Here is a 12110-nt window from a genome sequence, read left to right as displayed (position 1 = left end):
GAAATCAACCCAAACTTGAGCACCAAAGCAGAAAAAGACCAGCGTGCCAAACACCTTGGCGGCAGACCAAAGTCGGTGTGGAGGCAGTATACGGTTTGAGCACCGTTGTTCAGGGCACTTGCTTATGGGCGCTGCTGGCTGAATCGGGCGGGTGCGTTCCAATCCGACAAGGCAAAGGAAGCCAAACCTGACTTCCCCGCCACCACCGACGCGGCCAGCACTCAGGCCGGATTGGAGAATGGCCCGTCGGCTTCAGCGCCGCTCACCAGTGGCTTTTGCCGCAGCAGCAAGCCCAGTGCCGCCCGCCACACCCAGCGCCGCCGCCGCGCCGTAGGTCGCGCCGGGGCCGAGGCGCGAGTAGAGCTGCCCGCCACCGAGCGGCCCAGCGATTTGCGCCAGCGAACTGAACGTTTCTGCGCCGCCCTGCACCTGTCCCTGCGCTTCGACGGGGGTGGCAATAGAAATCAAAGCGCCCTGCGACACGGCCCGCAAGGGGATGAGGGTCAGGCCCGACAGCAGGGCGCTGGGCCTCAGCTCCAACGCCCCGCCCCGCAAGGAACCCTGCCAGGTCTGACCCACCGAAAAGCTCAGACGCACCAAACGTTCGGGCATAAAGCGGTGTTCTTCTGGGCCACTGTGAAAGTTCCCAGATCCCTGAAAATAATTCCGCACCAAATGGCTCAGGCGGGCATCAGGCAAAAACTCTAGGTAAGCCACGCTTCCACTCTGGCAGAAGGCGGGCGCTGGCGCATCCGCCACCGGGACAGGGCGGAGATGTCGCATTTGTTCAAGACAAAGGGGGTGTTTTTACGCATCAAACCGCTCTCACCTCCCAACAACCCCTTAAACTGTGGAAATGACTTCCAATCCCAAAACCCGCACCGAATCCGACACAATGGGCACCCAAGAAGTGCAGGCCGACCGCTACTGGGGAGCGCAAACCGAGCGCAGCATTCACAATTTCCCGATTGGCCGCGACACGTTTGTGATGGGCCGCCCGATTGTGCGGGCATTGGGCATTTTGAAGAAAGGCGCGGCACAGGCCAACGCTGACCTGGGCGAGTTGCCACAGGACGTGGCCGACTTGATTGTCAGAGCCGCCGCCGAAGTGATTTCGGGCAAACTCGACAGCCACTTTCCGCTGGTGGTCTTTCAAACCGGAAGCGGCACGCAGAGCAACATGAACGCCAACGAAGTCATCAGCAACCGGGCCATCGAACTGGCGGGCGGCGAGATGGGCAGCAAAAAGCCGGTGCATCCGAACGATCACGTCAACCGGGGCCAGAGCAGCAACGACACCTTCCCCACTGCCATGCACATCGCCGTGGTGCTGGAACTCAACGAGCGGCTGTATAGCAGCGTCGGCAAGTTGCGCGACACCCTGCACGCCAAATCGGAAGAATTTTCGGGCATCGTCAAGGTAGGCCGCACCCACCTGCAAGACGCCACGCCCATCACGCTGGGTCAGGAAATCGGCGGCTGGGTGGCGCAGCTCGACTACGCGCTGGGTGAAGTCAAGCACGCCGAAACCGGGCTGTATGATCTGGCGATTGGCGGTACAGCGGTGGGCACAGGGCTGAACGCTCACCCCAAATTCGGCGACCTCGCCGCCCAGAAATACGCAGAGGAAACTGGCTTTCCCTTCAAGTCGGCTGAAAATAAATTCGCGGCTCTCAGCGCTCACGACGCGCTGGTGCAAGTCTCGGCAGCGATCCGCACCCTGTCGGGCGCACTGATGAAAATGGCCAACGATGTGCGCTGGCTGGCTTCGGGGCCGCGCAACGGCATCGGCGAAATTATCATTCCCGAAAACGAGCCGGGATCAAGCATCATGCCGGGCAAGGTCAATCCCACCCAGAGTGAGGCGCTGACGATGGTTGCCACCCGCGTGTTCGGCAACGACGCCACCGTCGCTTTTGCCGGATCGCAGGGCAACTTCCAACTCAATGTCTTCAAGCCGGTGATGGTTCACGCCGTGTTGGAAAGCATTCGCCTAATCAGCGACGCTTCGCTGGCCTTCAACGACAACTGCGCGGCGGGCATCGAACCCAACCGCGAGAAGATTCAGCACAACCTCGACATCAACCTGATGCAGGTGACGGCGCTCAACAAGCACATCGGCTACGACAAAGCCGCCGCCATTGCCAAGAAAGCGCACAAGGAAGGCAGCAGCCTTAAGGACGCGGCGCTGTCGCTGGGCTACGTGACCGAGGAAGAATTTGGGAAGTGGGTCGTGCCGCTGGAGATGACGCGGAACTGAGACAACGCTCGACTTTGGACAGATATACAGTGCCGTGGTTAGCATTGGCAAGACCCAGCGCCTGACTCTTCCACGCTCTTGCCAAACGGCAACCGCGAAACGACGCCCAAGTAGAGCAGCTTGCTAAACTCCAGGTCATGAATACCATTAACCTGAGCGGAGCAGGCCTCAGCTTCGGCGTTCTGGCGGCGGCCCTGGTGCTCGTCCTGGGGATCTGGCGCGGGCGGCGCGATCTGGGAACACGCGGCATGTGGGGCACACTCGGCGCACTGGCCCTGACCACCGTGGGAAGTACGCTGCTCTTTTCTAGCGGTTTGCTCACGCCACTGCTGAGCGGTGAGGGCTTCGGCGGCGGCTTGGCCTTGGCGCTACTCGGTCTACTCAGCCTAGCTCTCTCGTTCGTGCCGCTCTATATTGCGGCCAACTGGACTGAAGTCATCTTGCACCAGACGCGGCCCACGCGCTGAGGCGTCACTCTCCCCTTTTGCGCTTCCGCTTCACCTTCGGGGGCGGCGGCGCTCCCCAAACTTCCAACTGCTCAGCGCTGACGCCCAGTGTCAGCAGCGCGGCGCTGTCGAGCGGGGTCAAGTTGGCGTCCGGCAACAAATCGGGGCGGCGTTCTAGCGTGCGCCCGAGCGCTTGATCCCGCCGCCAGCGCTCAATGGCCGCGTGGTTGCCGCTCAGGAGTTCGGGCGGTACTTCCTCGCCTTGCCAACTGACCGGGCGGGTGTACTCCGGGTAGTCCAGCAGGCCGCTGCTAAAGCTGTCTTGCAGGTGGCTGGCCTCGTCGCCAATCACACCCGGCACCAAGCGGCCCACCGCTTCCATTACGCAGGCGGCGGCGGCTTCCCCGCCCATCATTACGAAGTCACCGAGGCTCAGTTCACGGGTGACCAGCGACTCGGTGCGGGCGTCGAAGCCCTCGTAGCGGCCACACAACAGAGCAATATGACGCTTGCGGGCCAGTTCTTCGGCGGTGCGCTGATCGAAGCGCGGCCCCGCTGGAGTCAGCAAAATCACCTCGTCCGGCGCATCTGTACCGCTTCCTTCGGCGCTCAGGGCTTGCAACGCCCGCGCCACCACGTCCACCCGAATGACCATGCCCGCGCCGCCGCCGTAAGGAGAGTCGTCTACTTTGTTGTGTTTGTTGCCCGCGTAGCTCCGCAGATCAATCAGGCGGTAGGCCAGCAAGCCTTTATCCCGCGCTTTGCCCAGCAGCGCTTCTTCGGTGAATGGCCGCAGCAATTCGGGAAAAAGTGTCAGAACGCTGAAGGTGAGCTGCGGCGCGTTATTCATCGGCTCCATCGAGCGGCTCGCCCGCTTCTGGCCCGCCCACTTCGTCACTGGCTTCTTCGCCCAGCAAGCCCAGCGGAGCGTCCTCAGTCAGCAGGATGCCCACGCCGGGGTTGATCTTCACATACGGCGCTTGCAGCGGAATCAGGCCGCCGCCCCGCTGAGACTTGACCACCAGCAGATCTTGATGTCCGGCGTCCAGCACGTCCGTCACTTCGCCCAGCACCGTTCCGGCGGCGTCTTTGACCTCAAGGCCGCGCAACTGGTGGTAGTAATATTCGCCTTCGGGCAGCGCGGGCAACTCGTCGTCGTGGGCATAGACGGGCCGGCCACGCAGCTCTGCGGCGGCGGTGCGGTCTGAAATGCCGCCCAGCGTGATGGCCGGGCCAGCCCCGTGCAGCTCAAATTTCAGCACACGCGTCCAGCCCAGCTCCCCGATATACAGGCGCTTGAGCTTGCTGAGCTGCTGCGGCGAGCCGATCACCTGCAACTTGATGGCCCCCGCCACGCCGTGCGGCCCCAGCAAAGTGCCGACCAAAGTGGTCTGATCGGGGGCCGGTTTATTCGGGGCGCTCACCGCTCGCGGCGCGGCGCGTCAAGGTCAACGCCCAGCTTGCCCTGCGCGTCGGCAGCCCGTACCAGCGTGCGTATAGCACTGATGACTCGGCCCTGCCGCCCGATGATTCGGCCTTCCTCGCCGACCGCGACCCGCAGCATAATGGTGGGGCCGCGCACAGTGGCACGCACGGCGGCAGGTTGGTCAACGACACTTTGCGCCAAAAACAGCGCCATCTTCACGGGATCACTCATGCGCGGCATTCTAGCGCGGCGGGTCTTGCGGGGAAATGACGGAGGGGCAGGGAGTGGTCAGTAGGGCCACAAGACAATAAAAAAACCGCCCCCCGAAGGAGACGGCTTTCTCATCAGCTTAAAGTTTAGAACTTCACGCCCTGCGTCTTGAGGATGCGGCGGGCGGTGTCGGTGGCCTGTGCGCCGTTGGCCAACCAGACCTGGGTACGCTCCACATTGACCTTGACGTAGTTTTCGCTGGTCTTGCGGGGGTCATAGTGACCGAGGTTTTCGATGTAACCGCCGTCACGGGGGCGGCGGGCATCGGTGACCACGATGCGGTAGTGAGGGTTATGGGCCGAACCAAAGCGGGAAAGGCGAATCTTGACCATGTTATTTGTATTCCTTGGGTGGGGAAGCGTTGAGGGTTCAACTTCCGCTCTTCTGGCGGGCCACGCTCGTGACGTCGTTTACGCCCGTCAGCAGCCAGCCGGAGCGCACCGCAGAAGTGTATCAGAGAAGGAGGCCAATGAGCAAATAAAGCGGGCCTTTCCGGTGGGGTGACTTAAACTTAAACTTATGCCCTCACCCCTCATCAGCGCCGCCGATTTCGTCAAGCAGCTTGATCACCCCATGTTGCGCGTTCTGGACACCCGCTACGCGCTGGCCGATCCGCTGTCTGGGCGGCTGGCTTACGGGGAGGGCCACGTTCCCAACGCCGTGTTTGCTGACCTGGAGACTGATCTCAGCGGCGAAGTGCAGCCGAGCGGCGCGGGGGGCCGTCACCCACTGCCCGACCCCCAAACGCTGGCCGATTGGCTGGGCGAGCAGGGCATCGGCGGCGAGCATCAGGTGGTCATCTACGATGATCCCAGCACCGGACAGGGCTTTTACGCCGCCCATGCTTGGTGGCTGCTGCGCTGGCTGGGCCACACCCAGGTGCAGGTGCTGGACGGGGGCTGGCCCGCTTATCTGGCGGCGGGCGGAGAGATCATTACCGACGAACCCGCCCACGCTATCGCCACCTTCACGCCCGACGTGCAGCAAGGCTGGCTGGCCAGCGCCGACGAGGTGGCTGCGCTACCGCAATCCGTGACCCTGATCGATTCCCGCGCTGCTCCCCGTTACCGGGGCGACACTGAGCCGATGGACAAAAAAGCCGGGCACATTCCGGGGGCCGTCAACCGGGATTGGGCCAGCGGCCTGAGCGCTGGGGGCACTTTCAAAGCGCCGGACGAGCAGGCCACACGCTTTCCGGCGGGCGACGTGGTGCTGTACTGCGGCAGCGGGGTGTCGGCAGCGGGCAACTTGCTGGCGCTGGCCGTAGCAGGACGCGAACCGGGGCCGGGCGTGCGGCTCTACGCCGGATCGTGGAGCGACTGGGTCAGCGACGACACGCGGGCGGTGGCGACGGGCGAAGAAAGCTAAACGACCAATAACCCCTCCAGCACCCGCCGCAGCTCTCCCGAAACTTCAAGCGGGCGGCGGGTTTGGCGGTCTACGTAGACGTGAACAAAATGCGCTGCCGCCGCCGCTGTGTCCTCACCTTCTCTGAATACGGCCAGCTCGTAACGCACGCTGCTGCGGCCCAGCTTGGCGACGCGCAGGCCCACACTGAGAGAATCAGGAAAAGCCAGCGGCGCAAAGTAAACGCAGCCGGTTTCCACGATCAAGCCGATCACGTCTCCGGCGTGGATATCCAGCACGCCTGCTTGGATGAGGTAGCTGTTGACCGCCGTATCGAAGTAGGTGTAATAAGCGGCGTTGTTGACGTGACCGTAAAGGTCGTTGTCGGCCCAGCGGGTTTGCAGCGGTAAAGAGACTGGGTATTCGGCACGGGTCGGCGGCGGGCGGGGAGGCATGACTCAAGTGTAGAGCGCCGCTAAGTACCAAGACGCCTGACAGCCACGTGAGAAAACTGCCGAGACGCCGAGCGCTTTCCTTTGCACTGTGGACATACCGGCGCGTGATAAGGATTGAGCTATGAAACACTTTGCCGCCCCTGTGACGCTTGTTCTCAGCTTGCTGCTGGCCGGGGCTGGGTCGGCGGCTTTGGCCAGCAACGTCACCCCCACGGCCACCACGTCCGCGCCTACAGCTTCCGATCCTCTTGCAGTGGTCACAGTGCCGACGCCCGCCGACATCAACGCGGCGGCGCTGCGGGTGGCTCAGGCTTTTGACGGCGTACTGCGAAATTGCCCGGCGGCTTACGGAACCATCGGTACGCCCGACAAGCGCTGTGTGGGCGTGCAGGGCGACGTGGAAACGGTGCGCTCTTCCCTCAGCTCGGCGCTGGGCAGCGACCTCTACGGGGTGTGGCGCAGCCGCGACGATCAGCGCACGGTGTTCAACTGGGTCAAGATGCCCGGCGGCACCGTGTATTTGCGGGTGGCCAGCGACGAGAGCAACAAAGACCGCAGCCTCATTTATCTGGACGCTCCTACTGTGCCGGCTTCCGCCGTGACCACGCCGACACCTGCGGCCAAGCCCGCCACCACCATCACCAAGCCTGCGCCTGCTGCTACGCCAGCGTCAACGCCTGTCACTTCACCGGCCACCGCAACGCCAGCGCCCAAAACTGGCACTTTTCAGGCCGCCTCGCCCAACGCCGCTGGTACGACAGCGAAGAAAACACCGCCCCAAACTGCGTCCAAGAGCCCCGTGCCAGTGCCGTTCAGCCGCAGCCTCCAACTCAAAACGCCGCGCCTTTCCGGCTCCGATGTGCTGGCGGCCCAAAACCGCCTCATCGCCCTGACTTTGGGCGGCAAAGGCGGCGTGGGCGACGGTTGGTACGGCCCCAACACCAGCAAAGCCGTCAGCGACTTTCAAACGGCCAATGCTCTCAAAGCCAGCGGCGTCCTCGATAAAGCCACCTGGGACGCGCTCTTTTCGCCGGACGCCAAAAAGTTTAAGGCAGCGGGGAAATAGGGCCAAAGCGCTCAGCGATGCGCTAAACTCCCTATTTGATGTTCAAGTCTTCCTCTCCTCCCCGCAGTCAGCCGCAGCCGGGGCACCTCTACGACGTGGCCGTCATCGGCGCGGGGCTGGCCGGCTGCGAGCTGGCCTGGCGACTCGCCCGCGCCGGTCAGGACGTGCTGCTCGTTTCGCAGGCGCTCGATCATCTGGGCAACTTGTATCAACCGGACGTGTCAGGCGCTGAATTTCCCGCTGACAGCGTATTCGCCCAAGTCAAAAGCGCTATTGCCCCCCAGACCGACGGCTGGATCTTCCACCGCCACCTCAAAGCCGAAATGGAAAGCACGGCTGGCATCCACCTGTTGCAGTCATGCGTCACAGCGCTGAGCGAAGAGGACGCCGAAATCAATCTTTCAACGTGGGAAGGCCCGCCACTCCGCGCCAAAACGGTGGTGCTGGCGGTGGGCGCGTTCCTGAAAGGCCGCTTGCTGATCGGTGACACGATGGAAGACGCGGGGCGGCTGAGCGAAGTGGCTTACGACTTTTTGTCTGAAGACCTGGCGGCGCACGGTTTGTATTTGACTTACGGTTCGGGCGAAGTGCTGCCGCAAGCCGGCGCAGTGGAATATGAAGTCCGCTTTCAAGTGCTGGCCCCCGGCGAACTGGACGGCTTCAAGGTGAGCCGGCTGGACAATGTCTATGCGCTGGGCCGCTGCACGCCGGGTCAACACACCTACGCCTCAGTGTTGGAAGACGCGGCAGCTTTGGCCCGTCAGTTGGGGTCAGCGTGATTTACCGCCTCGGCGAGTTCCATTTTCCCGACGCTGCTGCCCGCCTGTATCCCGACACTGCCGAGCGGCCCTGGGCACTGGAAATCGGCTTCGGTGACGGACGGTTCTGGCCGCAGTACGCTCAAACTTTCGGTGCGGCTCCCAATTACCTCGGCGTAGAGCTCAGCGGCGTGAGTTTGCTCAAAGCGGCGCGGCGGCTGACTCAGGCGGGGCTGAGCAATGCCCACCTGACCAAGCTGCCCGCCACTCCGCTGCTGCGCGAGGTGGTGTCAGCCGGAGCGCTGAGTCAGATCATCGTCAACTTTCCCGATCCCTGGCCCAAAGCCGAACACGAGGATCACCGCTTGCTGCGGGCCGACTTTTTCAGGCTGGCCGCCAGCCGCTTGCAAGTCGGCGGCGCAGTGCTGCTGACCACCGACCATGACGAGTATTTTGACTTTGCTTGCCGCGAAGCCGAGAAAAGCGGCGTGATGCGCGTTGAGCGGGCCGAGGCTCCCGCCGCCGCCGCGCACACCAAATACGCCCTCAAGTGGCAGGGGCTCGGCCTCAGCGCCCAGCACGCCCGCTTCGTGGCCACCGCGCAGCCAAATTATCCCCACACCGACATTCAACCCTTCCCGCAAGATATAGCCGACCATTTGGAGGACACCCGCGTGCCACACGCCATTTTAGAGCGCTTGCCCGCAACACTGACCTTCGATGACCTGTTTGCCCAATTTCAGCGCCAAACGCAGCGCGGGACTGGAACTGAGCCGTACACGGTGGTGCTGCTAGACGCTTACCGCAGTCTGCGACGCAACGAATTCACCGTGCTGGCGCATGTGGTGGAAGGCGAACTGACCCAGGAAGTTTTGGTCAACGTGACCCAGCGTGAGGGCGGAACGGTCTTGGTGCGGCTCGGCAAATTCGGCGGCCCGATCATCACGCCAGCGGTCAAAGCGGCGGTGGACACCCTGACCGACTGGCTGGTGTCGCAGGGCGCGAAGGTGCAGCACTTGGGATACTGAACCGCCACGCGCCTTTCAGTTGAAGGCAGATTCGGTTATGCTGATTCTGTGATGAGCTTAGAACTGGTTTTTCCCCTTTTGCCTGCCGCTCCGGCGGGGCCGCATGACTGACTTGGAAGCGGGCGGCGCGGCCAAGCCCAAGCGGGCCAGCAAACCGCGCCAGAAAAAGGCCGTGTCGGTGACCGTGGTGACGCCGACCACGGGCGGCTTGACCGCCACCAACACCGCCTCAGCAGCCTCCCCCGCTGCCGCCAAGCCCAGTCCGCTCCAAGGCGCTTCCAAATCGCCCGCTTCTAAAAGGAGCGCTCCCCGCGCCGCCGCTCGGCCCACCAAGTTCCGCGCCGCTGGACCTCACCTCAATGACTGGCTCAGCTTCATTTTGCTGGCCCTGCTGATTGTGGGCGCAGTCGGCGTTTACCAGTGGCGCGGCGAGGCGGCCAAGCTGCCCACTGCCGGTCAGACGCCGCCGCCTCAAATGACAACGCCCCAAACGGCGGGCCAACCGCGCCTGTGAGACCACACCCTGCCCTCCCTCACTGCGCCGCTGCTGGGCTGAGCCGTAAACTGAAGCCGTGAGCGCCATTTATCAGCGGGCAAGGCCCATCAACTGGGAACAGGTGGTGGGCCAAGAACATGTCAAAGACGTGCTGCGCTCGGCGCTGGAAGCGGGCCGCGTCGGTCACGCCTACCTATTCTCGGGGCCGCGCGGCGTGGGCAAAACCACCACCGCCCGCTTGATTGCCATGACCGCCAATTGCCAAGCCCCCGGCAAAAAGCCCTGCGGCGAGTGCGAAAGCTGCCTGAGCGTGCGGGCGGGCAGCCATCCGGACGTGCTGGAAATCGACGCCGCCAGCAACAACAGCGTGGACGACGTGCGCGACCTGCGCGAGAAAGTGGGGCTTTCCGCCATGCGCGGCGGCAAAAAAATCTACATCCTCGATGAAGCGCACATGATGTCGCGGGCGGCCTTCAATGCCCTGCTCAAAACGTTGGAGGAGCCGCCCGAGCACGTGATTTTCATTCTGGCGACCACTGAGCCGGAAAAGATCATCCCCACCATCTTGTCGCGCTGCCAGCATTACCGCTTTCGGCGGCTGACGGCGGCTGAGATCGCCGGGAAGCTGGCCGGACTCGTCACCGAGGAAGGAGCGCAGGCCGAACCGGAAGCGCTGAACTTAATGGGCCGCCTCGCCGACGGAGCCATGCGCGACGGCGAGAGCCTGCTGGAGCGGATGCTGGCGGCCGGTCAGATGATCACCCGCAGCGGCGTGGAAGCCGCGCTGGGTCTGCCGCCGTCCGAGCGGGTGCGCCAGATGGCCGCCGCGCTGGTCAACTTGGACGCTGGGCCGCTGCTGGAGGGGGCGGCGCAGCTCTACCGCGACGGCTACGCTGCCCGCACGGTGGTGGAGGGCCTGGTGTCGGCGCTGAGCGAAGCGCTTCACGCCGAGCTGGGCTTGGAGGGCGAGAAACTAGAGGGGGCCGAGGTGCCGCGCCTGCTGAGACTGCAAGCCGCGCTGGACGCTCAGGAAGCCCGTTTCAGTCGCGGAGCCGATCAACTCAGCTTAGAGTTGGCGCTGACCCACGCGCTGATCGCTGGAGAGGGAAGCGGGAGCAACACTTCAGCGCCTCGGCAAACCCAAAATGGAGTGGGAAGTTCTGCGGCTGGCCTGAGTGCCGCCGACGCCGCCCGCCTGTCCAAGCTGGAGCAGGAAGTCAAGGCGCTGCGGGCGGCCGGCCCAAGTACGGCTCACTTTACCGCAGCCATGCCCGCCGAAACGCTGGACGCTGATCTGGGCAGCCGCAACGCCGCGCCTGCCAGCCGAGCGGTAGCGTCACGCGTCGCGCCAATCACGCCGCCCAGCACCCCGAGCGGCAACTGGGCTGACGTGATCGGAGCGGCCAATATGCAGATGCGGGCCTTCCTCAAGCCTGCCCGGATGCAGGCCGAAGCGGGCTATGTGAGTCTGAGCTACGATGCACGCGGTAATTTTCACGCCAAACAGGTGTATCAAAAGTTTGATGAAGTCGGCCAGTTGGTGCTGCGCGTCTTCGGCCCGGTCACCTTTGAACTGATTTCACCCGAACACAACCGCAAATTCAAACTCGGCGGGCCGGATAGCGGCGCTGCCCCGTTCGCGCCAGCACCGCAAGCCCCTGAACCCACCTCTCCGCCTCCGCGCCAAGCTGCGCCCGCACCCGCCTTAGACGACATCCCCGACTTCGCGCCGACTGGACGCCGTCCCGGATCTGCAAATGCCCGCAGCGCCAGCAGCGCGGCCACGCTTGCGCCGCTTGAGCAAGTTGTTGATCAGCCAGCCAGTGAACCAGACGCGCCGGAACTGCCCGACTTGCCTGACTTTGAGCCGAGCGCCCGTCAAACCCGTCCGACACCAAATCAACCTGCGTCCGCGAGGCCTGACCCGGTTCGGCCTGCTCCTTTACCAATCACGCCCCTGCCCGCCTCGCCCGACGACGCCGCGCCCGCCCCACTGCCGGAGCGCCGCCCACAGGCCCAACGCCACGCCGCCGACCCGGTGGCCGCTCCTGGTCAGCGCCCAATACCGCCGCCAGCCAACCATGAGCGCGAGTTGTATATTCCGCTCGAGGTCAGTCAAGAACCCGACTGGGACGACCTCGGCGGGCCGGTGGAACTGAGCGCCGCACCGCCGGGAGCACTTCAGCAAAGGGCCACGCCCCCGCCCGCCGCCCAAACGCAAGCCGTTCAAGCACCAGCTCCCCCGAACCGCTCCGTGCCTGCCAAAGCCGCCAATGGCCCCGCCGGAGACGTGAGGGCGCATCCCAACTACTTGGAAGTCACGCGGCTGTTCTCGGGACGGGTCAAGGAAATCGGCAAAGTCAAAAAGCGGGCTGTGGCCGAAGCGGAAGACGGTGCGCCCGAAGAAGAAGTGGCAGAAGATGTGGACGGCGCGGCGCAGGCTTAAATTGCGGCTCCCTTCATCTAAGCTCATCTGCGCCGAGTCTGTGGGCTTCTCGCTCTTCACCGCTCGCTCGGCGGCGTAACGTGAAGTCATGAATTTGCTTCTCACCCGCCGG

14 protein-coding genes are annotated in these 12110 nt (G+C 63.8%); 8 read left to right on the top strand and 6 right to left on the bottom strand.

From position 1 onward, the window contains the following. Window positions 1–252: 252 nt before the first annotated feature. On the bottom strand, window positions 253–717 hold the full coding sequence (locus FNU79_RS05090) for a hypothetical protein (protein ID WP_185974604.1): 465 nt from the start codon (window positions 715–717) through the stop codon (window positions 253–255). A gap of 139 nt (window positions 718–856) precedes the next feature. Between FNU79_RS05090 and fumC the strand changes: the two genes are divergently transcribed. Together fumC and FNU79_RS05080 are read left to right on the top strand one after the other, a co-directional pair. Then, on the top strand, window positions 857–2260 hold the full coding sequence (gene fumC / locus FNU79_RS05085) for a class II fumarate hydratase (protein WP_143719804.1): 1404 nt from the start codon (window positions 857–859) through the stop codon (window positions 2258–2260). Window positions 2261–2397: 137 nt separating this feature from the next. Then, window positions 2398–2727, top strand: coding sequence for a hypothetical protein (locus FNU79_RS05080; protein WP_143719803.1), 330 nt, complete (start codon window positions 2398–2400; stop codon window positions 2725–2727). Window positions 2728–2731: 4 nt separating this feature from the next. Here the strand turns inward: FNU79_RS05080 and trmD are convergent, their stop codons facing one another. The 4 genes from trmD to rpsP form a co-directional block, all read right to left on the bottom strand. Then, a complete protein-coding gene (gene trmD / locus FNU79_RS05075) occupies window positions 2732–3556 on the bottom strand; it encodes a tRNA (guanosine(37)-N1)-methyltransferase TrmD (RefSeq protein ID WP_143719802.1) in 825 nt (274 codons plus the stop codon). Beyond that, window positions 3549–4130 carry a ribosome maturation factor RimM gene (gene rimM / locus FNU79_RS05070; protein ID WP_143719801.1) on the bottom strand — a complete coding sequence of 194 codons (582 nt, stop codon included), beginning with the start codon at window positions 4128–4130 and terminating at the stop codon, window positions 3549–3551. Before rimM ends, trmD begins: the two co-directional genes overlap by 8 nt. Continuing rightward, window positions 4127–4372: a KH domain-containing protein gene (locus tag FNU79_RS05065; protein WP_185974603.1), complete on the bottom strand. Its 246-nt coding sequence runs from the start codon at window positions 4370–4372 to the stop codon at window positions 4127–4129. Before FNU79_RS05065 ends, rimM begins: the two co-directional genes overlap by 4 nt. A gap of 116 nt (window positions 4373–4488) precedes the next feature. Further along, window positions 4489–4734, bottom strand: coding sequence for a 30S ribosomal protein S16 (rpsP, locus tag FNU79_RS05060; RefSeq protein WP_124872470.1), 246 nt, complete (start codon window positions 4732–4734; stop codon window positions 4489–4491). A 187-nt stretch (window positions 4735–4921) separates the two neighbouring features. Between rpsP and FNU79_RS05055 the strand changes: the two genes are divergently transcribed. Beyond that, entirely contained in the window at window positions 4922–5770 is an 849-nt protein-coding gene (locus FNU79_RS05055; protein ID WP_143719799.1) for a sulfurtransferase, read from the top strand. Here the strand turns inward: FNU79_RS05055 and FNU79_RS05050 are convergent. Then, the gene (locus FNU79_RS05050; RefSeq protein ID WP_143719798.1) at window positions 5767–6204 is read right to left on the bottom strand and encodes an acyl-CoA thioesterase; all 438 of its coding nucleotides are present in this window, start codon (window positions 6202–6204) and stop codon (window positions 5767–5769) included. The genes FNU79_RS05055 and FNU79_RS05050 overlap by 4 nt on opposite strands. A gap of 121 nt (window positions 6205–6325) precedes the next feature. On the opposite strand from FNU79_RS05050, the gene FNU79_RS05045 reads away from it, so the two are divergent. The 5 genes from FNU79_RS05045 to dnaX all read left to right on the top strand — a co-directional run bounded on the left by FNU79_RS05045 (window position 6326) and on the right by dnaX (window position 11998). Next, a complete protein-coding gene (locus tag FNU79_RS05045) occupies window positions 6326–7270 on the top strand; it encodes a peptidoglycan-binding domain-containing protein (protein WP_143719797.1) in 945 nt (314 codons plus the stop codon). 38 nt (window positions 7271–7308) lie between these two features. Further along, complete coding sequence (locus FNU79_RS05040) at window positions 7309–8049, top strand: FAD-dependent oxidoreductase (RefSeq protein WP_143719796.1); 741 nt, start codon at window positions 7309–7311, stop codon at window positions 8047–8049. After that, window positions 8046–9056 carry a tRNA (guanine(46)-N(7))-methyltransferase TrmB gene (gene trmB, locus FNU79_RS05035; RefSeq protein ID WP_143719795.1) on the top strand — a complete coding sequence of 337 codons (1011 nt, stop codon included), beginning with the start codon at window positions 8046–8048 and terminating at the stop codon, window positions 9054–9056. The genes FNU79_RS05040 and trmB overlap by 4 nt, the downstream gene beginning before the upstream one ends. 103 nt (window positions 9057–9159) lie before the next feature. After that, the gene (locus FNU79_RS05030) at window positions 9160–9570 is read left to right on the top strand and encodes a hypothetical protein (RefSeq protein ID WP_143719794.1); all 411 of its coding nucleotides are present in this window, start codon (window positions 9160–9162) and stop codon (window positions 9568–9570) included. A gap of 58 nt (window positions 9571–9628) precedes the next feature. Next, window positions 9629–11998 (top strand): DNA polymerase III subunit gamma/tau, encoded by a 2370-nt coding sequence (gene dnaX / locus FNU79_RS05025; RefSeq protein WP_143719793.1) that lies wholly within the window; start codon window positions 9629–9631, stop codon window positions 11996–11998. Window positions 11999–12110 lie beyond the last annotated feature (112 nt).

Origin of the sequence: Deinococcus detaillensis, from assembly GCF_007280555.1 — a bacterium.
GTDB lineage: Bacteria > Deinococcota > Deinococci > Deinococcales > Deinococcaceae > Deinococcus > Deinococcus detaillensis.
Note: the sequence above shows the minus strand (reverse complement) of the source record. Positions and strands in the feature narration are given on the sequence as shown.

Coding starts and splice junctions, on each gene's coding strand:
- FNU79_RS05045 (WP_143719797.1), top strand. CDS start 6,326: ATGAAACACTTTGCCGCCCCTGTGACGCTTGTTCTCAGCTTGCTGCTG.
- FNU79_RS05040 (WP_143719796.1), top strand. CDS start 7,309: ATGTTCAAGTCTTCCTCTCCTCCCCGCAGTCAGCCGCAGCCGGGGCAC.
- fumC (WP_143719804.1), top strand. CDS start 857: ATGACTTCCAATCCCAAAACCCGCACCGAATCCGACACAATGGGCACC.
- FNU79_RS05050 (WP_143719798.1), bottom strand. CDS start 6,204: ATGCCTCCCCGCCCGCCGCCGACCCGTGCCGAATACCCAGTCTCTTTA.
- FNU79_RS05055 (WP_143719799.1), top strand. CDS start 4,922: ATGCCCTCACCCCTCATCAGCGCCGCCGATTTCGTCAAGCAGCTTGAT.
- FNU79_RS05030 (WP_143719794.1), top strand. CDS start 9,160: ATGACTGACTTGGAAGCGGGCGGCGCGGCCAAGCCCAAGCGGGCCAGC.
- trmD (WP_143719802.1), bottom strand. CDS start 3,556: ATGAATAACGCGCCGCAGCTCACCTTCAGCGTTCTGACACTTTTTCCC.
- rpsP (WP_124872470.1), bottom strand. CDS start 4,734: ATGGTCAAGATTCGCCTTTCCCGCTTTGGTTCGGCCCATAACCCTCAC.
- FNU79_RS05080 (WP_143719803.1), top strand. CDS start 2,398: ATGAATACCATTAACCTGAGCGGAGCAGGCCTCAGCTTCGGCGTTCTG.
- FNU79_RS05065 (WP_185974603.1), bottom strand. CDS start 4,372: ATGCCGCGCATGAGTGATCCCGTGAAGATGGCGCTGTTTTTGGCGCAA.